The organism is Mariniphaga sediminis, assembly GCF_003573545.1.
Classification (GTDB): domain Bacteria; phylum Bacteroidota; class Bacteroidia; order Bacteroidales; family Prolixibacteraceae; genus Mariniphaga; species Mariniphaga sediminis.
Genome location: NZ_QWET01000001.1, coordinates 158,530 through 183,521, shown reverse-complemented (window position 1 = coordinate 183,521; position 24,992 = coordinate 158,530). Strand labels below are relative to the sequence as shown.

The following is a 24,992-nucleotide window of genomic DNA, read 5'->3' as shown; positions in this document are numbered from 1 at the left end:
TTTTTAATTGAATAAATTTATCCGTTTACAAATCCATATCAGTTTTGTTGCATTGACACAAACAGCTCCATCAGCTTGGTAACAATCTTTTCGGAGGCTCCTTTCTCCACTTTATTTGTGCCCAGCCATGTTTCATATCCCCCCAACTTGTGTTGCCCGGGCGTAGGAAGGTATCCGTAATACCCGTTTGCCAGTTCAATGGTAAAAGTTGTTTTGAAGGGACTCTTCGCTTTTATCTCTATGCCTGTTTCAGCAAACGTTTCAAACGGGATGGCGGCCACCCCCAAATCTCCGATACGAAAAACCTGTAACACAATGTCAACATGATCCGGCCAGTCCAGCAGGTTAAGAATCCTCCCGGCATACGTTTCCTCATGCCGGTGAACAGGTTTTACTGTATCGGGGCTTGCCAGAATACTTTTGGCACGTTCAACCATTTTTTTATCCGGCTTACGCACTTCAAGGGTAAGTTCCTCACGGGCAGCCTTTAGGGGAACCCAGTTATGGTACTGTACAGAATTATGTACGCGGAAAACCTCTCGTGCGACATCTTCGGCTACACGACGCATCTTATGATAAGGAGGATTATGTTCTGCAGGCCCTCCATAATTGATATTGTTAACATCTCCGGAGGTACCGTTTGACATCATACCGACAAACGGGGGATCCTGCCTGTCTGCTTTTAACAACTCCTGAATGCGATCGGCAAACACGGCGAAGTAATCCGCTGAAATGTGTCCGGAAGGAACCCCTCCAACATAATGGAGCGAATAATTTGCCAATAAGGCAACAGGCCTGCCGTCCAAAGACCGGACAGATAGAAATGAAACCTCCGGGTCTGGTATCCCGGCCGGCTCCAGTTTGTTGTCGTTTGCCACCCCGGGGTTCATCATCACTTTATCATATTCCCCAAACGGATTTATTACCGGTTCTTTCATCATCCAGCGGCGGACAAACACATGTTCGGGAACGTTTCCCACTCCCCAGCCAATGTGCACAGGCTCCAGGTTTTTCAAAGCTATTCTGACAGCATCGGCAAAACGCCTCATCAAAAATTTTTGATAATCGTCGAATGGTTCCCCCTCAGACCATTTTCTCCGTTTATCCCCCACCCCCATTGCACTGGTGGCTGAATGAGTGTGAATGGCTGATATGAGTACATTCTCCGGGGGAATATTTGTTTCTTCAAATATCAGTTTTTTGGCTTCTTCGGTTAAATCCTGATGCAGCCCTAAAACATCTGCAATAATAAAAACCAGTTTTGTGGCCCCATCGTCAAGTACCAGGCAGCGGGCATGTAATTCATCATGTATGTAATCTGCTTCAGGAATTCCCCAGCCTCCTATAATACCCCCACCAAGGTGGGGGGTTATATTGCTTGTAGCTGCTCCCGCCCTAAATACCTTCTCCGCGGAATCTTTATCCTTTGTCTGCGTACTGGCTTCAACAGGCAAATGGTGCACAATGATAACCATAAGTAACAGGAGGACACGCCCCGGGAAACATGATATAATCGTTTTACAGTTCATCGTTCTGGTTTTAAATGTTGTTCAACTTCCGGGGATATTTTTTATCCCTGTATTTCCTCCTTTCAGTATTTCTAAATCGACAGGAGTATTTGTTTCAAAAGAGCCGCAGGTATAATCGGGAAATTTCACCGGACAGGAAGAATGAGCCACTGACCATTCGCTTAGCGGTACCACAGAACTCCAGGCAGCAGCATCATAAACATCCATATCAAGAGGCAGGCCGTTTTTCAAGCAATCAATAAGGCGCCACTCCATTAAAAAGTCCATGCCACCATGGCCTCCGACTTTTTTAGCCATTTCTCCTACCAGCTTCACAAGGCGCGGGGTATATTTTTCAACCAATTCCCCGGTTTCTTCTTCACTGAGCCATTCGTGTCCGACAGAAATCCGGGAAGGGAAAGGATATTTTTTTGAAATTGCCTTTGTGCCAATAACCTGCTGAAGACGGTCATAGGGTCTGGGATTGCTCACATTATACTGTAGCATGATTGTTTTTCCCTTTTTCGTCCGAATGGTCGAAGTATTCACATTGCCCAACTGCCACTGACCTTTATATTTTTTATAGTAGTCATCTTCTTTGGCCAGTTCATCAATTTTGGGCCCCATTGTAAAATCGTTTGACGACATTGAAATGAGGTAATCAAGCCGGTCTCCCCGGTTTACATTTAATAACTGACATGCCGGGCCCAATCCATGGGTCGGATATATATTTCCGTTTCGATTAATAAATTCTTCGATACGCCACGCCTTGGCTTTACTGACATTTAGTTCCCGCTGATCGTGTATATATCCGGCATCAACATGAACGACCTCTCCCATAAACCCCTGCCGGGCCATATTTAGGATCAGCAACTCCCAAAAATCATACGTGCAGTTTTCAAGCATTGAACAATGTTTACGGGTTGTCTCTGAGGTTTCCACCAGCCTCCACGCATCTTCAACGGTGGGCACGGCAGGTATTTCTGTCACTGCGTGCTTGCCTGTTTCCATCGATAAAATACACATTTCGGGATGCAGGTGCCTTGGTGTTGCAATATATATTAAGTCAAGCTCATTTTCCTGAAGCATCTGCCTCCAGATGTTTTCATCGCCTGTATACGTTTTTGCCGGAGGCATTCCCATCTCTTCCAACGCTTTCTGTCCCATCATTACCCTGTCATCCAGTATATCACACAGCGCCTTTATTTCAACACCTTCAATCAGCCGCATCCTTCTGACAGCTCCCAAACCTCTTCCTCCAATGCCAATGTAACCCACCCGGACAACGTCCAGCGAAGGTGCGGCATAACCACTCATGTTAAACTTCTGCTTATATTCTTTTTGGGATATCTCATGAGGTGCCGTTGGATTGGCACCATTTGCCTGGTTACCGGCACATGAAGCCATTGCCCCTGTTACCATTCCTGTGCCGGCAACTCCGGCAGCTTTAATAAAGTTCCTGCGATTTGTCTTCATTGGATTAGAAATTTTTTGATTTTATTTTAATTCAGGTTTTACGTTCCCATACCTCCAGGGGGTACCACTAAAAGGCGGCGCTTTTTCATAGTCGGGTGCCACTCCCGGGATCATTTGGCGCGACAATTTCACTCCTGTTTCAGCTATTTTACTGCCTGCATTTATCTTCAGGTTACTGTATGAAGTAAGACGTGTTTCATACCCCCCTCCATCTGATCCAAAAGCCTCTTCTGTGGGAACATACCCAACAGAGCCGTTGGCTAATGAAACTGGAAAAGTAAATGTAAACGGACTTTTACTTTTTATGTCAAGTCCAAACTGGCAAAAATATTCGGCAGGATTGGTAATAAAAACAGCTGGCCCTACCTGCAGTGCCTGCACTTCGACCTGTTCGACCGGTTCATTTTTTATTAGTGCATCCAGCAAAACAATCTCTTTGGCAAATGTCCATTCAGTACTTCCTACCTCTTCCGGCGACTTTTGAACGAGTTGAGTACATTGCTTCACGCGCTCCGGATCAGGGTTGCGGCGTTTTATCTCCATTACTTTTGACCGCGCATCCAGGGGCATCATTTCTCCGCGGGGCATACTAAGCAGTACTTTCACGGCTTCGGCTCCCACACGGGCACCCACAAAACGCGCCCAATCTTCTCCTGCCCGATTCCGGTGTGGGTTCAGGTTATTGACCTGCGTTACATCGCCGCTGGCACCTGCCAGGAAAACAACAATACAATCGGGTCCCATGGCCCCCCGAATGGTCTGCTCAAGATAGTATATCCAGTTGGCCGATATCCCTCCCGGGTTGGTGGTAGCATGACAGGCAAAGTTGATAATACAGCCTTTGCATTCGCCCTGATTATTCCAGACTCCTATCACACCCACCTCTGGGTCAACCGGGCCGGCAGATTTAATAATATCAGGATTTCCCTGACCAGGGTGAGTATAGGTCAATCCATTTCCCATGTGAAAGCGGCGATTAAATGCAACCTCCTCTTCCCGGCCTGTACCAACCCCCAAACGGGATTCCTCCAATGAGTTGTTGGCCTGACATATCGCCTCCACCATTTTTTCTTCCACCAGTTTCAGGTATTTGGGATCGGCACACGACGATTTTTCGTAGGCCAGCGATTTGGCCAGTGGATCCGCATGATCGTATTGCCCGGGCTGAATCATTCCTGTAGGTCCGGATGAATGAGAGTGAGAGGCTGCTATTAAAATCGATTCTGCCGGAATTCCACAACTCTCCGCTACTTTTTTTCTTACCGAAAGAACCAGCGACCGATGTACCATTAGTGCATCAATACCCACAATAGCAACCTTTTTTTTGCCATCATAAAAAACAACTGTTCTTACCTTACACGGATCGTGAAACGTTTTGTGGAACGATTTTCCGTATCCGCCGGGCTGTTCCATGCCAATTTCCGGCGTAATATCTCTTTCTGCAAATCCTGAAAACAGGCCCGTCTCATTATCTCCGGCAAGTCCCGGAGCGTTCCCGTTTTTATCATTTCCCAGTAAACGAAAAGGAGCAAAGCCGGGAACCATAAATCCGGCGGCTATTCCGGCCGATTTTTTTATAAAATATCTCCGAGATTCTTTTTTATCCATAGGTAAAGGATGTATTTCGTTTCTATTTTTGCTTCATCATAACTTACAAATGAAAGCCCAAAAGAAATGGCTTTTAAGAACATGTGAACCTATATAATAAATGGTATAAAAAGTAATACTAATCTTCACATTAATGATACTTTTCTTCAGAAAAAAAGGGCAATTCAATCCATTTTATCCTAAAAAAGAGTAATTTTATATTACAAATGAACCATAATCATGAAAGTACATGAGATAAGACTGTTTAAAGAACCAGCCAAATCGTTTATCCTTTATCACGAAGAAAAACCGTTCTCGCCCTGGCACCACCATCCGGAATACGAACTTGTATTTATAAAAAAAGGAAAGGGCAAACGGATGGTTGGAGACCATATCGATCGCTTTGAAGAAAATGATCTTGTTTTTGTAGGTTCCGATATTCCTCATGAATGGCTTTGCGATCAGGAATATTACCGGGGTGAAGATCAATTTTTGGGCGAAGGTATCGTTGTTCAATTTTCACATGACTTTCTTGGTGATAAATTTTTTGAAATTCCGGAAAATAAACCTTTAAAAAATTTTTTATCTGATTCTTCCCGGGGTTTTGAAATTTACGGACAATGCAAAGGACATATTATCTCACGGATGTATGACATGTTAAACATGAACGACACAGAACAACTTTATACGCTGTTCTCCATATTTAAACTACTCTCAGCCACGGATGAGCTAAACCCTCTGGCCAGCCCTGCCTTTCTTGAAACATTCCGGCTAAATAGTAACAGCCCCATGCAAAAAGCATTACAATTTATTCTTCAGAATTTTCAAAAACAGATGCAGATCAGTGATTTACTACAAATTACAAACATGTCGTACACCACATTTTACAATACCTTTAAATATACATACCGAATGCCGTTTAAATCATACTTAATGAATGTACGGATTGGCTACGCATGCAGATTATTAATGGATGCAACACAGGACATTTCAGAAATTGCCTATGAGTCCGGATTTGAAAACCTCTCCAATTTTAACCGGCAGTTTAAAAAAATTAAAGGCGAAACACCATCCCGGTTCCAGGAACAAAACATGGTGGTTCGCCATTAATAAGTTTTTTTGGCAACTCCTGTAAATTAATTGAAAATCAGCCAGCCCAAATCCGCCGGGTTATCATTTCCGAGAATTAACCGTGGGGTAAGCGGATTATCCGGACGCCAGGAACATTTACCCTCTCCACTTTTTTGCACAATTACGTCAACACGTAAAGGCTTATTTTTTGCCGGCTCTGTTCTCAAGATGCGGAACGGTATCCGGGCAACAACATATTTCTGCCCCTCTGCTTCCACTTCTCTGAAACCAGCGGTATAAACCAATGAGTATCCCAAATTTCGTACCGGGTCACCTGCATTCTCTTCTGTCATTTTATGGAAAGAAAAATGAAAAGCAGGATAAAGTCTCCCGGGTTCTACCTTAATCCGCACATTGGAAACCGGATTTTCAAGCGACGCCTGGTTCGAAGGTGTTTTATCAGTTACCCAGACATACAATGCTTCGGAATCCCGGGCCGATGCCCATTGCAATTGAGCTGTATCCGCCCCTTCGTTCAGCTCTTGCCACTGCAACCCGGAAGGTACCTGAATAGTTGCATCTGGCGAAACATCCGAAATTTGGATACAGTTCGCAATAGCTCCCTCCGGTCTTTTCCCCGTATATTCGGGGAATAAAAGTTCCCCTTTTTTAATGATCTTTTCAAAAGCAGGCACGTCATTTTCCAGAACCTTTTTCAGTTCTGCCATTCTCCATTCAATTTTTTCAGGAAAATATTTATATCCTTCTGCCTCCGAATGAAATCCAAGTCTTGAATCCTCTTTACAAAGAGCCAACAACTGTTCATCCAGCGCTATTTCCTCTTCAATAATATCCGTTAACTGATTTAGTATCTCCAGCCGCTCCATGCCTTCCATCCGCAACATTTTTTCGCGCAACAAGTAAAAATTCAAAATATTGTATCCGCTTCTGAATTGAATTCCCAGGGCTTTTGCCACCCCGATATCCAACATTCTTTCCCTTTCGCCCAGATAATTCATTTCCATCTCTTTAAATATTTCTACCCCTTTATCCCATGATGTTGTCATGCGGCGGCAAAGTTCCACGACCTCTTCCAGCGTCAAAACACCACCGATGCATTCGCCAACCCTGTCGCCGCTGGGAGGCCAGGGTTTAAGGGTGGTACTTGAGCCAATTTGCCAGGTGGGCGCCAGCGGAGCGTCGGCAGGTTTCAGCAACAGTGGCCATACCGGTCCGTCGTGCATGGGGCCGTAATATTGAAAATGGTTGGTTAGCGGATAGTTTTCATATCCGCTGCTAAAATGTTTCCATGCCTCAACGACTTTAGGTACATCTTCATTTTTCCAATATACAGAAGCGAGCTGACCAAGAAATTCCGTTTCATTTTCAGGGAAAGGTTTCATAGAAAGCTCCCCTGCCGCTTTGTTCATTAACCCCGGATAATTTCCAAAATACCAGCATAACATGGTGTGGGTCACTCCCAGGTTCTGCATGGCAGCAAATTTTTCGTACAAAAGGGAAGGCACCGGAACAAAAGGAACTGTTGCCAGTTCATGGGAGTTTCCGGTTTGAATTTTCGCCGACATCCGTGTGTCATGCTCCCGCGCAATACGGGCAATATCTTCAAACCTATCGCTGGGGCCGGGTTTTGATATCCAGTAATCTCCACCCACCAGCTTTTTGCCAAATACTTCCATTTCCACTCCGGATTCAAAATTAAACTGAAGAACCACCCCTTTGGGAGTATGTACAGGAAGATCATAAACCCAATTCCCCAATTTATAAACATCTCCGGGATGAAATCTTTGGGGCTGCGGCATATACAGCCAACTTATCAATTCGGCATCGGGATTAACGTCATGCATTCCCCGTTGCATAGACGACAGGGACGCGTAAAGTATTTCCCACGGTTCCTTGTCGCTGCATCGCGGACAGTTTATCCGGCCAGTATGATCGCTGAATGAGGAGACGGCACTCAGGCAGGTAGTGGCCCTTTCGCCGTGGGTAATATTTATGATTCCCCCAAGTTCAGGAACAGCTTTAAAAATCTTATTCACTGATTCATACAGGTACTCATCCGCTTCTTTACCCAGCGGACAAAAAAACGACCTGTTTCCCGATTTGTGCCCTCCCAACTCCGGAAAATCCGTTAACACCGGATCGTTTGCCTCCCAGGCGCGGGGCTCAATACAAAAGATATAGGTTTTTATTCCGTACCGTAAACATTTTTCTACTGTCCGGCTCAATTTTTTCAGGCGCTGCTCCGCATCTTTCCCATTATCGGGCGTGAACCGGGTGGAAACCAGATCGCGAAACTCAATGGTAAGCCATAAACCGTTGACCCCCTCGTGAGCCAGTCGGTTCAGGTAATTATCAGGATAATAATCCACCGCATCCATTAATTCATCGCGCATGGCAGGTGGCCGTTTGATGGGACCAAAAAAACAACGGGATATCCTGCTTTTAATGGCAGGCTCTTTTTCCATTGTTCCCAAAGGCAAAAAAGGAGCACGTAAACGGAGCATTTCATCTTCCAGGTAAAAAATACCGCGACGGATACCTTCCACATCCCCTGCCCATAGCCGGCAATTACTGGCATTAACTTCCAAACGGAAAGCCTCTCCCGTTAAGTCGGACGAGGATAAAAATTCAATTAAATACTCTCCGCTGCCCGTTGGCACATCTCCTGCCGCAAGAAACAAACGCAGATCTTCATAGGCTGTTTCAAGGTACCCTTTGGGATCCGGGAATTCTTTTTTAAGAATGACTCCTCCGGAAAGATCGGCTTGTCCGGAAGCAGGAAGTTTCGACTCCCACTCATGCTCTGTCCACATGGGAGCTTTAAGCTCATCAATAAATTTCCAGGCCGTTTCGTCTGGCTGAGGCGGCAAACTTTGCATGTAGATACTGTCGCCAAAAGCAACGGCATTGCCACTCTCAGTCTTTGTTTTATAAGAACAGTGTGTTGACAGAAGGGCTGCAACAATTATAAATAATCCGATAGTGAAAAGTTGTTTCATTTTTATTGCATTTACTTGTTATGATAAATGAACCTGACGGTTCTTATGCCGGCGCTCCCAGAAATCCGTCGTTCCAAAAAACAGGTTTGTAACCGTGTTCTGCTGCCCATCCGATAGTTTTGTCGAGCCGTTCAAAATGATCGGGCAGATAATTCGCATAAAAAGGCCAGAAATACTGTTCATGGGTCATCAGATCCAAAATCTCCGCACCTTGCGGGTGGTTTAACAGGGGCTGCAGGGTAGGAACAATTTTTTCTACCGGAGTAGAATTGCACACCAGATGGATTTTCGAGAACACAATACCACTGTCAAAATCTTTCAGGAGATGATGGTGTGAGATATATTCCGATCGTACAGCATCCATATTATGGTTAACATCCCATTTACCATTCTCTCTGGAAATAAAATAGCCGCGTAACACTTTCACGTTTTTCTCAGCCATTGATTTATAGGCATGAGACGGCATCATACCCCAGTGGACAATGGTGGGAGGTGTGTAGGTTTGCTCGCCGGCAAAACGGATAATCTGCTCGCTCACCTTCTCCAGGTCACTGGTTAACTTTTGGACCGGGGCATCCTGATACGGGCGGTCGGGCAGGTTAGCCCAGGCATGGAACGTCAGCTTCAGCCAATCGGCATTATCCTCCCATTCACTTTTATACCGATCGGAAAACTGCTCCAGTGTAAATTCAGGCGACTTTGTATATTCCTGCCCATCTGAAAAATAGATATTCAGCAACACTTTTGTTCCATACTTCTGATGCAGTTTCCGCAATCCTTTCAGGTAAAAACAATCGAATAGCGAGCGATATTTTTCTTTTGCGATGTCGCGAAAAAAGAATATGTTGTCGTCTATTTCAAATCCATAGCGCGGGAATGAATTTTTATCCCATACCACTCTTATGGTGTGTTTATTGGTTCCAAACACTCCGTTTGAAATGGCTGTAATTTCGGTTTCCGTATTGCGAAGAATGACATCGGCCATAAATTTGGTCTTCTCGCGTCGTGCCTGTACCCCATTTACAGTGACAGTTCCGTTCAAAGGAGCCTCTCCCTGTACTTCAATTTTTAATCCTTCCCCGGCTTTTACACCATGCCGGGAGTTTAAAACAGCGCCATGAAAAGGCGTTTCAATTTTTATTAAATTGGGTACAGCTGCTGAAGCCCCCAGGTTGCCATGAAGTCCGCACAGTACAATTCCGCCCGTTGCGGCTGTGGCATTCCGAAAAAACGCACGACGACTGACTCTCATATCTGTTTATTTACAATGGTTTTCCTTCGCCAATTACCGTAACCTTCACCCGCGAACTGACCCCTTCTGTCCCTTCACAGGAAAACGAAACGTTATTGCTCCCCGGTTTCAATTCGGGTATTTTATCACGTAATTGCACTTCCTGCAGGACTTTCCCTTTTGAACTGTATAACCTGCAAACATTGTCGGAATCCAGTTCCAGATACATTCCCGATTCCATTTCTACGGGAAAAACGATTGTCTCCCCGTTGATGGTAAGGGCCGGGTTGGCAATAGTTACCGGAACCATGGGTAACGCTTTAACCGGGCCAATTATACAATTAACTTTCTTGTTGGCAGGCAGGTTGTTATACCACAATTGCAGCTTATCGACACTGCTCATTTTTACAGTCCCCTTATAGGAGTTATACACATTAAAACCTTCAGGAATTTCCCGGGTTTCCACATGTGTTTCCCATATATAATCACTAAATCTTTCCGACTCAACTTCGACCAGTTCAAAATACTTCCAGCCAGTAAAGTCGATATCAATAAAATGATCGCCTCTGACGCCGGCATATCCAATATGTTTTGGATTTCCGGTTCTGAGGTTAAGCAGCTGTCCGTTGCCATCCCCTTTTATCCAGACCCCAAGCGCCTGATTGTTCTCCAGATCAATCAACGGGGTAAACTGTTTCTCCATCTTTATCCATGCTCCCTCCCTGGGGGAAGCCCCGGAACTCCGTGCGGAGAAATTAATTGCAGCGCCGGCATTTTCAGGAAGGTCATCCGAGGTGGTGACTTCTCCTGTCACGCCCGTGGCGTTCCCTTCGTTACTGAATTCATTGGCTGCATATTCTGTTAACAAAATATTCGAAGGATCATCAAAAGGCTTTACCGACATCAACGGCTGAATCCTCAGTTTCAGGGACTGCTGGAAAAACTCATTCTGTACAGTCCAGCTACCGGAACCATCGCTCAGCCCGGTTACTTTATGTTCATTATAAACGACAGGTTTAAAATTCCAGTCTCCGTTTTGTTCCTGAAACAGGGTAAAATCCTTCCCCGGTTCACGCAAAATGGTTCGAATGCTGTCTGGGAAATATTTCTTGTGCCTTAACTCTTCGTATTGTCTGATAATGGCATGCAACTGCCCCAGGAGGGGAACATCTTCAACTGCTTTCTTATCAACACTCCCCTGCACACAAAGGCCTGCGTTGTTCCCAATCATCTTGCTGCACAAATATTCAATATCATCGGTATGAGTCATCTCAACCTGGGGAGAAGCAGTCCACGGATAATTTCTCCACCACCCCAAAAACAACGGAAGCATTAGAGGGCTGTGCTCGGCTCTTGCCAGTTTATCAATCACAGGAGTATGTCCCATAAATTCCCCGTGTTTATAGGTATCAGATTTAATTGAGGCCAGGTGAATATCCACAAACCGTTTGTACCCTCTGACCGGCGAATCCCACGCCTGCCATCGTGATCGGTAGTGCCACCAGAGATGCGTCATACCTGCCATTTCCATACCTACCGGTTTTTTAAGATTTTGGGCCACTTCAAAAACAAACTTAGGCCCATAGTGCCAGTAAAATTCCTCGCCTCCCCAAAGGTCACTTCCGTCGGCTGCATCGAAATAGATGCCGTCGAATTTACATTCATCGACTATTTGGGCTGTTCGTTTGGCGATATCCGTGAAAAGCTCGGTATCTTCTCCGGGAACAAATCTTCCAAACATCTCCATCAGGTGAAAAGCCTTCTCATTTGCCGGATGCTCCAGGGCCTGGGTGCCCAACGCCCCTCTTTTACAACCGGTAAACTTATATGGCGGAGATTTGGTTACGCCTGTAAATTCGATAAGCTCGTTCCCAATTCTGAGCGTAGTGCTGTTTCTTACCCAAAAACCGGTTGTGGTTGAAACATCAGCGGTTGACTCGTTAACAATAATTTCATCGGCACCGGCATCAACAGGGGCGGCAAGGGTAAAGCCCTCAAAGTAACCAAGCCCTTCATTGGGCACCGGTGTTACTATATTCGAATTTTTATCAATAAAGAATGAATAGGTATGTAAGATGGATGAAATTCCGGCTTCATGAAGCTTTTCATTTATTCTTTTAAAAGATTCCCACCCGTCAGGATACTTTTCTTTATTCAGTTCAAAGCTGCCAAATTTAAAGAAGGCACCTCCTCCATGGTTATCAATCTGATTAAATCCTAAACTTTTGCATGATTCAATCCACTCATCTACTGTTTCCTCGGTCAGGCGTCCTCCCCCGCTCATCAGGTATGAACCAAAGCCTTCTTTTGCCATTTGCGCCCAGGCTCCTCCCTGATCAGAAAAGGGAATACCTTCTGCACCTTTTACAATGTCCCTGATGGCGGGCAACACCATCTTTTGGGGCAATCCCAGCATGGAAATTTCAGCTCCTTCCATTCCCAAACGGGAATAACAGGTTGCCTTCATAAGGGTTTGCAGGGCAGGAAGCTGAACAACATGGGTATTTAGGTTCATTGCCAACAAGCAGGCCCCAAATGGTTCATACGACATCCCCTCCAAACTAAGAGGCACATTCATAAAAGTCAGTGACCATGGATCGCCTGTTACGTTTTTTACTTTAAAGTTAATGTGATCTTTCGCTTTTGTAACCAAAAGTTCGGCGGATACCCCCGCTTCGTCAAAATTCAATTTCAATATTTCCCCTTCAAGGGCTATTCCGGTTACGTTATATTCCCTGCCTTCCTTTTTCACTGAAGCGCAATAAGATATGCCATCATCTTTCAAATAATCTGCATTATTTTGCTTATCAATAAAATGAAGGTTTTTTCCCTCCGGAGTAATTTCATATCTGAAATATTCATTTTCAAAAACAATTCCTTCTCTCCCGCAGCTTGCTAAGATGACTGCCAGAAGCAGCATAACAAGGTGCAGATACCGGGCATAAAAACTTCTTTTCTCCATAAAAATTATGCGTTGATTCACCACTTCCTTTGTATAATGTAACGGGGGCTTATTCAGCTGGCAATAATGTCAGTTCCACCTTTCTGTAAAATATTTCTGCCCCTTCAGATTGTATCTGAATCCGTCCTTTACTGGGTTTTACATCGAATGCATGATTTACCAGTTTATTGTTAAGGTATATCTTGATCTCTTTTCCCTTTACAATACATTCAATCTTATTCCATTTGCCCACAGGTTTTTCCACATCGTTAGCTCCCCTGAAGCCCTTTTCATCTTTCCAGTTCGGATCACGTCCGTACCAGTTTATCCTTCCCTGGTGTACAGTAACGGGTTCGCCTTCAGGATTAAAAACATACGAATTACCCTGTTTTTCTGAAGCAACCGGACAGGTAACAGCAAAATTGGGCGATCCGTCGCCAACAACAATGATATCGCCGGTTCCCCCTTCAATTACCTGACATTCGATTGAATGCATCCATATTCCGCTATAACCACCATCTTCACCTATTGAGTGCAAAAGAATGCCGCTATCCCTGGTTTTCTCAAGCCGGGGAGCATGGGTATTTTCGCCCCATTTAAACTCAACAACAAGTTTGTAGTTTTCAAATTCTTCGTTTGTAGTAATACAACCATATTCCTCACCAGAGATCGCTATTACCCCATTCCGGACTGTAAACACTTCATTGGGATCCATATTTTTCCCTTTGCCCTTTATAAAAGTGTACCAACCCTCCAGGTTTTTACCATTGAACAATTTTAGTTTTGCCTTCTCACCGGAAGCAGCGCTTATACGTCCAGAAGGCTCAGAAGCATTTGTTTTGGCCACACTAACCGTCAGCAATAAAGTGGCGGCGATAATCAAAGAAATTGACAGTTTCATTCGTTTAAAATTTTATTTTTTTTATGATAACAGATGGAATTCACATGAGTTTTCAATTATTACTCCCGTGTTAATTATTTACTTATGCTCATTTTATACTACTCAAATTTACACTTTAATTTCTTTTCCCATTCACCTTCCGGCAACATGTTCCTGAGTCTATTCCGATTCAGGCGCAACAGGATAACAACCGGAACTAACACATTTCCCAACCTTGTCTTACGGGTTCCTTTATAATTTGGTCCGCTTCGGGTAACCCAATCGCTTTCATATTTTCCTTATCCCAAAGGATTTTTTCTCCTCCCAACCGTAACGACAATACCCCCAAAAGGGTTATCTCGGTGAGTTTGGATGCATATTCAAAGTTCGACAACGGCATCTCCCCGCCTTTTATGGCATCAAACCACTCGCGATGGTGCCCTTTGGAACGGGGTAGAGACTCTGGTGGAGGGGTAAAAGATTCACGCAAACTTTTTGGAAATATCTCCGGGGCGCCACTGGCCCCTCCATTGGTAAGGATAAGCCCCTTATCGCCAATAAACATAGCCCCCCTGGACTTATTTAGCTTAACATCCCGCGGCAAAGCGGCCGGATGCTCCGGCAGCAGACCGCCTGAGAACCAGGTTAGTTTTATCGGGGAACGTTTATCATTCCCCCCAAAATAGTAATGCCCTATTTCTCCGTAAGGGGTCATTTCACTGCTCCCCCTGTTCCCGGCAGGAAATACCTGCACACTCTCGGGCGAATCCAAACCGAATGCCCAGGTTGCTGCATCCATGTCATGGCACCCGAAATCTCCCAGCGCCCCATTCCCAAAATCCCAGAAATCACGCCAGGTAAAAGGAGTATAAGCGCTATGGTAAGGACGGAAACTTGTGGGGCCAAGCCATACATCCCAGTTAAACCCCCGGGGAACTTTCATCTTTTCGGTTGGATAACCTGAAATCCCTTTCCAGTACCTTGTGGCCCCTACCCATGAATAAGCGTCGTGGACTGTCCCGATAACACCGGAACGAAGGTATTCAACCGTTTGCCGGATGGTATCCAGGGCATGCAACTGGTTGCCCATCTGGGTAGCCAGCCCCGTCTCCCGGGCAACTTCACGCACTTTCCGGGCTTCCCAGATATTATGCGTCAGTGGTTTTTGGCAGTACACATGTTTGCCTGCCCGCATCGAAAGAATAGAAATATGCGCATGGGTATTATCCGGGGAGCAGCAGATGACAGCATCAATGGCCGAATCTTTTTCGAGCATTACCCGGAAATCCTCATATTCTGTTATTTTGTAGTTGGGCGTTTTCTGGGCATAATGACTTTCTATGAGTTTCTTCCTTGGCCTCCGGCCGCTTTCCTGCTTGTTGAGAACTTTGTTATCCCAGTATTCGGCAGGGTCTGCAATGCTAATTATTTGTACATCGTCATATTTAAAGACCTCATTCAGGTGATGCATGGATATGTCTCCTGCCCCAACAAGGGCAATGTTAATCTTATCGCTGGGCGGAACAAATCCTTTGCCGCCTAACGTACACCGCGGTAAAATCATAATACCGGCACCGGCAACTGCGGCTGCTTTGATGAAGTTTCTTCGGGTGGTTGTGGCCTGATTATCTTTATTGTCCATTCGTTTTTAGTTACTTATCCGTTTTATACCAATTAAACATGACCCTGAGCCTTATTCTTCCGTTCTTTTGAGTTTATGCTTCGTTAAAAAATATCGCCGTAGCTATGGCTATGCCTCAATTTTTTGCCTTGCCTAAACCCAAAATAATCAAAACAATTTAAGGCTCACCATCAAATTCAATTGATATTAGTTCTTATTTTGCATCCTGACAATGCATAATAAATTATGTACAGGTAGGCCGGCAAACAAACAAGATAAGCATTCTGATACGATGCCTGTTCGGCCACATACCCAAACAACAAAGGAAGAAATGCACCGCCAATAATCCCGGTTACCAGCAACGAACTGCCCATTTTTGTAAATTTTCCCAGATCGGCTATAGCCAGTGGCCATACTGCCGGCCACATCATGGCATTGGCCAGACCCAAAAAGGCAACAAGATAGATTGACACACTTTCCGGCACCATAATAATGGCTAAAGTAACTAAAATACCGGAGACAGTGGAGAACAGCAAAGCCTGTCCCTGACTCACATACTTTGGAATAAGCAGTACCCCCAGCGAATAACCGATAACCATACCTGCTGATACCAGCCAGATATAATTCTCCGGTGAAGCTAAATGAAGGATTGTGGCATAATCGTTAATCGTACCAAGGGCCACCGTTTCCAATCCAATAACAAAAAAAATGGCAACAACTCCCAGTAACAAATGCGGAAACTGGAAGATACTTGTTTTTGACCTGGAATATGTTGAATTTTCCGGGATATCCTCTCCGTCATCGTCCTCACCAACCGCCTTGATTTCGGGAAGGGGAGAAAAATAATAGAAAAGCCCCATAACCAGTAAAACACCTGTAATAATATAAAACGGAAGAATGGTATCCTCAATTCGCACATTGGCCAAATCCATAAATACAGCAAGCATCAGCGACGCTACAGCATAAAATGTTTTGTTGCAAATACCCATCAGGGCTATTCGTTTGGCAGCACTTTCTTCCGGACCAATTATCGAAACGTACGTATTAACAGCGCCTGTCAAAAGGGCCTGCCCCAGCCCGCTTATAAACAATGCCAGCAACAACATGGGGAAACTGATGGAGCGGGCCGCGGGTGTTATCAGGAAAAAACCTATTGCCATAAGTACAAAGGCAATGACCATTCCTCCTTTATATCCTGCTTTTTTGAGTATTCCGCCGGAAAAAGCCCCGAAGACAACAAAAGCGGAAAAGGTAGCCGTCATAATAAGATATGACTCAGCGGTTGAAATGTTAAAGGCCTCCTTCACAAAGGGGATAAAAAAGGCATTAATCCCAAGGGCAAAGCCCAGCACTGCATACATGGCCCCGATCAAAAGCATTGGGACAATTATGTTCTTTTTATTAGAATTCATAACAAAGTAGATAATAAATATTCTGTTCTTATTTAAACCATTACATATTCAGTAGTTATCCCGACCCGAAGTTCAGTCCCCGGTGCCAGTTCCTCCGAACAACCGCCGCATGCTTCAATTTCCATAAAACCGGATGGATCGCAATAAACACTTAAACTGACCCCTCTGGACGAGGGTAACTGATCCGGAGGAGAATCGGCAATATCAATATAAGACTGACCATTGGCTAATTCTCCGGCATAACGTTTCACCCGGAACTGATTCTCCAGCGTATATTCAATCCAGGGAACTTTCGGACTCATCCCCAGTTGAAACCGGTCTTTCGTTTCAGTTTTCACAACGTACACTCCGTTGGTTAAACGGCGTTGAGAACCGGACGGCCCGTACATGTCCCAAACATCCCTCTTTTCAGGAGGGGGTAAGGTTACTTTTCCGTTTTTCCCGGAATCGAACTGGCAAAGTGACCAGGGCGCCAGTGAAAACTCTCCATTACGGAGAGTCTTCCCACCAATATAGCGAATGACTTCAGTTACATGCTGGGTAACAAAATTATCACCGCTATCCATTTTGACATGGCGCTCAAATTCGCAGGGAATCCCTGCCTGGTAATTATTTATGAGATCTATCTCTGCCCTTATAACAAAATGATTCTCTGCCTGCAATACGACTTCCCAAACAGCCCCGGTTATTGCCGGAGGCACACGCCAGGCGCCGGTTGCATATTCGTATCCCAGTGTAGTCCCCTCCGGAGCAGGCCAGAGCGCATCGCCACCGGGGTTCTGATAGGCATTTTTATTGGAGCGGTTTTTTATGGCAGAAGGCACCACCCGGTTAATGACTTTATTATTAACAACGGTAAACAGTCTGCCTTCCATATCCAGCGCAGCAATAACGCCGTTTTCCAGAGTACCTGTCAGATGCCAGCGACGATACGATTGAGAGAGCAAATCGGTTAATTCCCTGCCTGTCATCTTACTGTTATTTGCTCATCCTCTTTTTCAAATCATCCAAAATGAATGCTTTTGCTTTATTGGCATAATCCATATTGGCTTTGACTGCCGACTGGGCATACCATTGTTTTCCGTCAAAGCGTTTCATATCCACGCCATCGGGAGCAAATGCCATCATTAAAGACGTTTCCTGTTCGCCGGCATGATCTATGGGCCATTGCTTCTGGGCCTCGCCGCTCATAAACGGTTCAACGCGAATCCAGCTAAACGGGTCTGTACCACTGTCATGTTCCTCATAATAGTTGGCAGAAGCGGTATCTTCTCCCCACCAGCCATCGCCTTTTTCATTCTCGATAAAAGCAAAAATCTCCTGCTTGGCTGCCAACCTGAAAGCAAGGTCGGTAGGCATTCCGCTGACAAAGTTTTCACTCTGATGGTGAAAAAATACATAGACATTACGAAAGCCAATACGCAACAGGTTATAAAATAACTGGCGGGCAAATTTATTTAAGGTTTCGGCATCAATATGCACGCCGCCTTTACGCTCAGGACCGGCAACAGCATAAGAACCTGCGCCGTAATAAAACGGCGGAAGTACGATTAATTCCATGTCATCTTCGAGCATTTCCAGTGCCCTCTGAACCACCAGGGTATCAACACCCGGACAAAGGTGTTCGCCATGGTATTCCAAAACACCCAATGCTAAAGCAACAGGTGTATTTTTGTCAATCGCTTCACGGATTTGATCCGGGAACATTAATTCATAACGCATAGTATTTTGTTTTAAAATTAATTGGTAAATTCTACATTTTAAACAGGATAATTTATTTCAGGTGTCTTATAACTCTTGCCGGATTTCCGGCAGCTACCACATCTTCAGGAATATCTTTAGTAACAACACTGCCCGCCCCAATAACGCTGCGATCTCCAATTGTAACACCAGGACATATGGTGGTATTGCCACCTATCCAGACATTATTGCCAATGGTAACAGGTTTCCCGTACTCTATTCTTGTGGCTCTTTCTTCCCAGTCCATGGGATGGGCCGCAGTGTAAATCTCGACCGATGGGCCAATCAACACGTCATTACCTATCGTTACTTTATTGACGTCAAGTATTGTACAATTAAAGTTTATATAGATATTATTCCCAAAATGAATGTTATAACCATAATCACAATAGAAAGGTCCCGAAATCCAGACATTTGTCCCCTGGTTTGGGCACAATTTTTTCAGTATTTCAAGCTTTCTTTCTTTGTCTTCCGGACTCACCGAATTAAATTCTCTCCATAATTTCAGGGAACGAAGATGTTCACTGGAAAGCACAGGATCCGATCCCATGTATAACTCTCCATTCAACATCTTTTCTTTTTCAGTCATGTGTTTTTCTTGCAATGTAAATATCAGGATTAAATCTCAGTGTATTTCATAAATTTAGACGACATCAACTCTGCTCCGCCTTCTTTTACGATGGCCCCATTTTCCCAACGCAATCCAAAATCCTTATCATAAAAAAAGGTATCAACCTGAAAAGTCATGTTTTCTTCCAACAGGTATTCTGATGTTGATTCCATCCAGGGACGCTCCACTTCCATCATACCTATTGAATGGCATGGTCCGTACAGCAAATATTGACCAAATCCCTGTTCTTTTACCCATGCTTCGTACTCATTGACAACGGTACCTGCCGGTTTTCCGGCGCGAAGCAATTCTATTGTTTTTTTGTGGGCTTCCAAACCAAACTCAACCAAACGTCTTTTACGTTCCGGCAACGGGCCTATGGAGAATGGCAGTCCTACACTGGATGAATAACCACTTACCCGTGCGCCAATATTCAACTGGATTACCTCGTTCTCTACAATTTTATTATGAGTCGGACGGGAAATGGCATTATTGGTTGATTCCCCGCAGAAGCAATACAAGGAATGTCCTTCATATTCTCCGCCATGTTTATAGATTTCACGCTGGGCGATTCCTATCACCTGGAATTCCGTCATCCCCGGTTTTATTTCGTTGAGAATAGCCTCCACAGCCAGTTCCGATATTTCAAAAGCTTTACGCATGCATGCCAGTTCATTGTCGCTTTTCACAAAACGTAAAGGCCAAAGGGTCATGTCAGCTTTTACCAGTTCCACTCCCGGAAGCTGTTCTTTTAAAGCCATATAAACCGGCAGGGAGGTAATTGCCCAGCCTACAATACCTAATTTTTTAATGCCTTGCGGAACATATTTCGCAATCAGATCTTTATACGTGATAAAAGACATACCCGGCGCATCCGGCTCTGCCGATTCCCTGTATTCAATTAACTTTTCAATGTTCTTAAAAAAGCTGCGATGAGAGGCGTACAGGTCGCTTTCCGGGCCTACCAGCAATACCGGTTCTCCTTCTGCAGGCACAAAAACGGCACCTGTTTCAAACGTGGGCCAGTATTCGCTCAGGTACCTTACGTGCGCCATATCAGATTCTGTGGCATGTACCAGACAGGCATCCAGGTTTTCTTTCCTGATATTTGCCTGAAACCTTTTAATTCTCTCTTCAAATTCACTCTGCGGAATTGTTGTCGTGTTCATAATTATAATTTTAAATGCTCTTAATGTATTAGTTTACTATTTTAAAAGTATCCCTTTTTTCTGGCGTCCGGAAGTTGACTGTTCAGCGTATCGGTTAAAACCTTTAGCTTTTCGGTTAAAGAATAGGGAGTATAAACATAGTCCTGTTCAAACTGAAAGCCCAAACGCGAATCTTTTGTGGCAGCCAGCAAGGATAGTTTTGTTCTTTCAACTTCGTCTTTAAGAACGCTTTCCATACGATCCAGAATCGTTTCAAAAGCCCCTTTATTCTTTTCTTTTACCAGTTGCAACCGAAGGTCTTCAAACTCAAGGATGGCATAATCGCTTTGCATCATCCGCTGCAATTGCTCTGCCACCACCACTTCTCTAACTGCTTCCTCCCGTTTTCTCTCCGGACTGTTCACCGCAGCCGCTCTGTACAGAATTAAGCCCTTCTCCATTTCGTCTATGGCTTTTTTCAGGTATTTGAGAAAAACCGGTAAAATTTTGGTTTCTTTCCCCGCCACAATCCCCGTAGCACTCCTGGCATATTGTTCTGCTTTATTGATTCGGTTGGAAAAATCGGGGAAAAACACCATCCGTGAAACAGTGAACGGCCAGTACGGATTGAATGGCACCCTCCATGACGGATCCCCCCATGAATAATCGAAGGTGCCGGTCCTTGCCGGCGGGACCTGGAAAAAAAGCGGGTTCCCGACAGCATTATTGGTTCCCATATTAGGGCCAGTATCCGGAACAAAGCGAATGGCCTGACTAAAGTGTTCCCATGCCTTCAATACCTGTTCCTGTTGGTTTTTCCCAAAAATTACCGAAGCAATTTGTTTTAACAGCTCATCGCGGGAAGGATAATCTGTCCAGCAGGTCCACGCACGGAGTTGACTTATAAAATTCGGTTTATACCCGCTGCTCCAGCTTTCCAGGGTGCCGCTTATGCCATACTTTTCCAGGGCACTATACCGGTCGTACCACTGGTACGGGCACGGCAAATAAGGAATGGTTCCATATTGCCAGCTTGCAAACGTATCTACTTTTGAAAAAACATTCATGGAACGTTTCCGGGCTTCATCAATCTGGGCATCGGTTACTTCTGCCGGTCCAATCTGGTTCAGGGAGTAATCGCGAAGGTATCCCTGCATGCCGTCAATCTCGAAACTTTTTCCGTTTTCCCAGGTAAGCATGGGCGTGGTATTTTCCGGAAGCTGCTGAATGAAATAGCGTTTTATCTCCGTATTCTGCGGACGAAAATCAATATTGTACTCCCAGGGAAGTATCTCAATATCCGGATTTATTTTATGGCATTCTTCTTCCACAATGCCTGCCGCATAAGACCAGTTTCGCGCCCATTCCTGAAGGTATTCCTTGCTGGCGCCATGGCCACCACCCCACTTTTTGTACCAGAATCCTTCTGTTAAAAGAACATATCCCCGGATGTCGGGAAATTCTGTTACAATATCCCGCACCAGTTTGCGCAACTCTTCTTCACTTTCTTTTGTGCCGAGGTATTGCCATATTATGGGAGTATATACTTTTATCCCAAAGCCCGATGCCCTTTTTATCAGATCTTTAATTTTTTCCGGATCCTGTTTCCGGACTCCATACATTAACCGGGCATAAAAATCAGTAGATGTTTCGGCCGTAGTACGATCTCCGTTTGGATTGGTATATACTCCGGCAAAAATCCCGTCAAATCCGTCGTGTGCCAAATGAGACAGGAGCTGGTCAGGCCATTCCATCCAGCCCATCCAGGATAACACCATCCTGGTATTATAAAGGCTGTGCCGAACGACTTTAAGATCCTTTGGTAAAAAGGGAGCCTCCCTCAGGTTCATGCGGGCTTCAAGATTATACAAGCCAAACATTGTTCCCCGTTCATCGTAGCCACATACCACAATAGAATCAGGCGTTACCTGTATCTCGTAATCCTTGGTTTTCTCAAGCGTTTTACCGCATCCGGGCAACTGTTCTTTTGTCCCTGCAACGATTCGCCGGCGATAGCGTTTCCAGTCACGGAGCGAGTCCTTCGCTTCCCGTTCAACCTGAACACGATGCGATTTGTCGAGGTAATCGCAAAAATCCCGGACTGCATTTTCCATGATTACGCCGCTGCCCGTTGCCCAGGTTATTGTCCAGCCCTTATCAGGAACAGACATCTCGTTTTTTTCCCGCTGCGTTTCCAAATCCCTTCGCCATACATGCACAGGCCCGGAAGAAAGCCTTTTATGGTAATCATACAGTTCTTCAGCAGGTAGCCGTTCCACTTCAGTATTAAAATCCGAAACTGAACGTTGGAATTGATTCCCGGTGGTTTCTCCAGCACTTTGCCTGTCAAATCCGAGAATCGCGGGTGAGACAGCGGCTCCTGCCAGGCCAGCCGTTGTTCTGCCCAAAAAATCCCTTCGTGTAAAGCCTTTTGAAGTCATTTTAGTTTAAAATTTTAGCTTTGGAAAAAGCATTTGCAAGCTGCTCTTTTGATAAATTCCCTGCTTTCAAAAAACGACGATTGTCAACAGGAACAATAATGGCATCACCGTTTCCGGAATCAATATTCTTCTCTACCCCAAGTGTTTCAAATAATTGCACATTCGATTTATTCAATGGTAATTCCAGTTTTTTGCTTCCTGAAATATGCCAGTAAACCACGTATAATTCGCTTTCCCGCTGAATGATGAATGCCCGCACTTCTTTACTGCCACCGGCCACATTTTCAATCTGTTCATACGGTTGCAACTCAAACTCTTTTTGCTCATTCAGCAGCAGAATATGTTCCTGCTCCAGGTTTTGAAGCATTTGCTTTCGCTCTTCGGTCAGCCAGTTGTTAGCCCTTACTTCTTCCCATCTTCTCAGAACTTCGAGGTTATCAGGGGTTCTGGGATGTGCATCAAACTTTTTCAGGCTCGCATGAATTGAAACCGGACAATCCCATGCTGCTGCCCTGCTTGTGACAAACTCAAGCATATCGGGTTGTGTGCCTATGGTTTTTTCATCCGGTACCCAATACCCCAACCAGCCAAAATTAATGCGGGTGAAATCGGCTTTCATCCGGGGAGCTTCTTCTGCCGGCCACCTTCGTGTTTCCTCTTTCAACGTTTCGGGGCTGAAAATATCGAATGCATTCCCCCCGCTAAGCATGTGCCAGCTAAAATGGGTTTTGGCAGCTCCTTCAGCAAATATGGGGTCAGGCTTTAGACGGCTGAAAACCTTGTATTGTGCCGCAGCAACGTGATGCCAAAACGGAGGATTAACACCTTCTGAACCATCAAAATAGACAAACTTAAAACCGGCATCATAAATATTGGCAAGCTTTTCTGCTATTTCGTCCTGCAAACTGGTATTTTGATCAATATAAACACTGGTGGCCCCAAATTCACTCACATCCAGCAATCCGAAAATATATCCTGCCGGCTGGGTATTGATTGTTGTTTCGTCTATACCCCGAACACACCCGGTAAATTTATACGGTGGTGTGGTGGTATATCCTTCATAAGAAATAAGTTCAGTCCCGATTTTAAGCACTCTGGCACCATCTGCTATTGTGGTTCCGTCAGGGTTTTCTTCCACATACACTTCGGTGTCGTTTTTACCCAAAGGCGCTGACAGGGTATAATGCCGGAGCAGGTTCAACCGGTAATCGGGTTTGGGAGTAACATACCTGCTGTCTCTTCCAATATGGGAATGAAGGAAATGAAAACCCGGTACAATCCCCTTGCCTTCAATGGCCTGAAGCATCTCTCTCAAATCCTCTTTACCCTTCGGATACAAGGATTTATTCCAGTCGTAATCACCGATCTTCCTGTACCCATTACTTTCAATAAAAGCAGGGTAATAAAGCATCATGTTTCTAAATCCACCCATTTGGGCATATTTCAGATGTTGCTGAAGATTCCCGGGATTTACATTACCCGACCAGTAATAAGATAATTTTATCTGTTCATTCCGCCGGCTTTTTACCCCCTTGGGCAGATTATAGTCTTCTTCCACACGGGCAATTTTGTCCAACAGTTCATTGGTCTTGCAAACAATTAAAGCAGCTCCAACTCCTTTAAATTTTATTTCTTTCTCGGCATCTGCCTTCAGAATACGATATCCATTGCGTTTTTCCGCATCAATCCGTGCGTACGGATCGGTGCCTAACAGGTTGACAGAAACATTCTCGTCCCAACTCACATTGAGCCATTCACCAAAATGCTTTCTGTCTTTAACGGGCAACTGGATAAAACAAAGTTCGGTAGCAGGTGGCGGCGTAATTTTCAAATAGGCCGGATAATCGTCAGGATCAACAATAAAATCGTCGAAGCTAAAGCTTATATAATCAGAGGTTTCCTTTATCCGGACAATTGCTTCATACGGGATTAATTCAAAACCAACAATTAATTTGTCGCCTTCCCTTTTAACGGAATTTGCCTGAAACGTCATCCTTTTGTTGGGATGGGCCAGTTTAATTTCGTTATGATACGGCCGTTCCTGTGTCACAGAAAATATGGGGATTTTGTCTCCCGGAACCAGACATTCTTCATTCGAAGACTTAAGCACAAGACTTTTAGAAATCCCGTCACTTCCCACAATGAGCTTAAACTGCTCATTTTCGATAACGACATCATCACTATCTACTGTTATACTTTGGGTGCATGATATTGATATAATGCTCATAAATATGAACAAGCCTACTATTCGTTTCATTCGTTTATATTTTTGATGGTAATTCATACCGGATTTTTAATCTCTGTTC

16 protein-coding genes are annotated in these 24,992 nt (G+C 44.7%); 1 reads left to right on the top strand and 15 read right to left on the bottom strand.

Going from position 1 to position 24,992, the window contains the following annotated elements:
- Positions 1-38: 38 nt before the first annotated feature.
- From D1164_RS00615 to D1164_RS00605, 3 genes are read right to left on the bottom strand one after another with little or no spacing between them, the layout of a single operon-like run.
- A complete protein-coding gene (locus tag D1164_RS00615) occupies positions 39-1,529 on the bottom strand; it encodes a hypothetical protein (protein WP_206610883.1) in 1,491 nt (496 codons plus the stop codon).
- A gap of 21 nt (positions 1,530-1,550) precedes the next feature.
- Positions 1,551-2,984, bottom strand: a complete 1,434-nt coding sequence (locus D1164_RS00610) for a Gfo/Idh/MocA family oxidoreductase (RefSeq protein ID WP_119347993.1) — start codon at positions 2,982-2,984, stop codon at positions 1,551-1,553.
- A 21-nt stretch (positions 2,985-3,005) separates the two neighbouring features.
- A complete protein-coding gene (locus D1164_RS00605) occupies positions 3,006-4,592 on the bottom strand; it encodes a hypothetical protein (protein ID WP_119347992.1) in 1,587 nt (528 codons plus the stop codon).
- Between the two features lie 219 nt (positions 4,593-4,811).
- Between D1164_RS00605 and D1164_RS00600 the strand changes: the two genes are divergently transcribed.
- Positions 4,812-5,681, top strand: a complete 870-nt coding sequence (locus tag D1164_RS00600; RefSeq protein WP_119347991.1) for an AraC family transcriptional regulator — start codon at positions 4,812-4,814, stop codon at positions 5,679-5,681.
- 26 nt (positions 5,682-5,707) lie between these two features.
- Here D1164_RS00600 and D1164_RS00595 read toward each other — a convergent pair whose 3' ends face one another.
- The 12 genes from D1164_RS00595 to D1164_RS00540 form a co-directional block, all read right to left on the bottom strand.
- Complete coding sequence (locus D1164_RS00595) at positions 5,708-8,662, bottom strand: hypothetical protein (RefSeq protein ID WP_119347990.1); 2,955 nt, start codon at positions 8,660-8,662, stop codon at positions 5,708-5,710.
- A 43-nt stretch (positions 8,663-8,705) separates the two neighbouring features.
- A complete protein-coding gene (locus D1164_RS00590) occupies positions 8,706-9,914 on the bottom strand; it encodes a hypothetical protein (protein WP_119347989.1) in 1,209 nt (402 codons plus the stop codon).
- A gap of 10 nt (positions 9,915-9,924) precedes the next feature.
- Entirely contained in the window at positions 9,925-12,855 is a 2,931-nt protein-coding gene (locus tag D1164_RS00585) for a CIA30 family protein (protein WP_119347988.1), read from the bottom strand.
- Positions 12,856-12,904: 49 nt separating this feature from the next.
- On the bottom strand, positions 12,905-13,735 hold the full coding sequence (locus D1164_RS00580; RefSeq protein WP_119347987.1) for a 3-keto-disaccharide hydrolase: 831 nt from the start codon (positions 13,733-13,735) through the stop codon (positions 12,905-12,907).
- A gap of 196 nt (positions 13,736-13,931) precedes the next feature.
- Positions 13,932-15,356: a Gfo/Idh/MocA family protein gene (locus tag D1164_RS00575; RefSeq protein WP_119347986.1), complete on the bottom strand. Its 1,425-nt coding sequence runs from the start codon at positions 15,354-15,356 to the stop codon at positions 13,932-13,934.
- 176 nt (positions 15,357-15,532) lie between these two features.
- Positions 15,533-16,714, bottom strand: coding sequence for an MFS transporter (locus D1164_RS00570; protein ID WP_241558235.1), 1,182 nt, complete (start codon positions 16,712-16,714; stop codon positions 15,533-15,535).
- A gap of 65 nt (positions 16,715-16,779) precedes the next feature.
- Positions 16,780-17,718, bottom strand: a complete 939-nt coding sequence (locus D1164_RS00565; protein ID WP_119347985.1) for a hypothetical protein — start codon at positions 17,716-17,718, stop codon at positions 16,780-16,782.
- Between the two features lie 7 nt (positions 17,719-17,725).
- The gene (locus D1164_RS00560; RefSeq protein ID WP_119347984.1) at positions 17,726-18,469 is read right to left on the bottom strand and encodes a creatininase family protein; all 744 of its coding nucleotides are present in this window, start codon (positions 18,467-18,469) and stop codon (positions 17,726-17,728) included.
- A 52-nt stretch (positions 18,470-18,521) separates the two neighbouring features.
- Positions 18,522-19,076, bottom strand: coding sequence for a sugar O-acetyltransferase (locus D1164_RS24150; RefSeq protein WP_119347983.1), 555 nt, complete (start codon positions 19,074-19,076; stop codon positions 18,522-18,524).
- A 29-nt stretch (positions 19,077-19,105) separates the two neighbouring features.
- Positions 19,106-20,266, bottom strand: coding sequence for a M24 family metallopeptidase (locus tag D1164_RS00550; protein WP_119347982.1), 1,161 nt, complete (start codon positions 20,264-20,266; stop codon positions 19,106-19,108).
- A gap of 41 nt (positions 20,267-20,307) precedes the next feature.
- Entirely contained in the window at positions 20,308-22,686 is a 2,379-nt protein-coding gene (locus D1164_RS00545; RefSeq protein ID WP_119347981.1) for a hypothetical protein, read from the bottom strand.
- Position 22,687: 1 nt separating this feature from the next.
- On the bottom strand, positions 22,688-24,943 hold the full coding sequence (locus tag D1164_RS00540; protein ID WP_147371972.1) for a hypothetical protein: 2,256 nt from the start codon (positions 24,941-24,943) through the stop codon (positions 22,688-22,690).
- Positions 24,944-24,992 lie beyond the last annotated feature (49 nt).

Excerpts from the sequence above, each read along its gene's own strand:
- D1164_RS00600 (WP_119347991.1), top strand. The coding sequence starts at position 4,812 with ATGAAAGTACATGAGATAAGACTGTTTAAAGAACCAGCCAAATCGTTT.
- D1164_RS24150 (WP_119347983.1), bottom strand. The coding sequence starts at position 19,076 with ATGACTGAAAAAGAAAAGATGTTGAATGGAGAGTTATACATGGGATCG.
- D1164_RS00610 (WP_119347993.1), bottom strand. The coding sequence starts at position 2,984 with ATGAAGACAAATCGCAGGAACTTTATTAAAGCTGCCGGAGTTGCCGGC.
- D1164_RS00585 (WP_119347988.1), bottom strand. The coding sequence starts at position 12,855 with ATGGAGAAAAGAAGTTTTTATGCCCGGTATCTGCACCTTGTTATGCTG.
- D1164_RS00550 (WP_119347982.1), bottom strand. The coding sequence starts at position 20,266 with ATGAACACGACAACAATTCCGCAGAGTGAATTTGAAGAGAGAATTAAA.
- D1164_RS00605 (WP_119347992.1), bottom strand. The coding sequence starts at position 4,592 with ATGGATAAAAAAGAATCTCGGAGATATTTTATAAAAAAATCGGCCGGA.
- D1164_RS00615 (WP_206610883.1), bottom strand. The coding sequence starts at position 1,529 with ATGAACTGTAAAACGATTATATCATGTTTCCCGGGGCGTGTCCTCCTG.
- D1164_RS00590 (WP_119347989.1), bottom strand. The coding sequence starts at position 9,914 with ATGAGAGTCAGTCGTCGTGCGTTTTTTCGGAATGCCACAGCCGCAACG.
- D1164_RS00595 (WP_119347990.1), bottom strand. The coding sequence starts at position 8,662 with ATGAAACAACTTTTCACTATCGGATTATTTATAATTGTTGCAGCCCTT.
- D1164_RS00545 (WP_119347981.1), bottom strand. The coding sequence starts at position 22,686 with ATGACTTCAAAAGGCTTTACACGAAGGGATTTTTTGGGCAGAACAACG.
- D1164_RS00540 (WP_147371972.1), bottom strand. The coding sequence starts at position 24,943 with ATGAAACGAATAGTAGGCTTGTTCATATTTATGAGCATTATATCAATA.
- D1164_RS00560 (WP_119347984.1), bottom strand. The coding sequence starts at position 18,469 with ATGCGTTATGAATTAATGTTCCCGGATCAAATCCGTGAAGCGATTGAC.
- D1164_RS00570 (WP_241558235.1), bottom strand. The coding sequence starts at position 16,714 with ATGCTTTTGATCGGGGCCATGTATGCAGTGCTGGGCTTTGCCCTTGGG.
- D1164_RS00575 (WP_119347986.1), bottom strand. The coding sequence starts at position 15,356 with ATGGACAATAAAGATAATCAGGCCACAACCACCCGAAGAAACTTCATC.
- D1164_RS00565 (WP_119347985.1), bottom strand. The coding sequence starts at position 17,718 with ATGACAGGCAGGGAATTAACCGATTTGCTCTCTCAATCGTATCGTCGC.
- D1164_RS00580 (WP_119347987.1), bottom strand. The coding sequence starts at position 13,735 with ATGAAACTGTCAATTTCTTTGATTATCGCCGCCACTTTATTGCTGACG.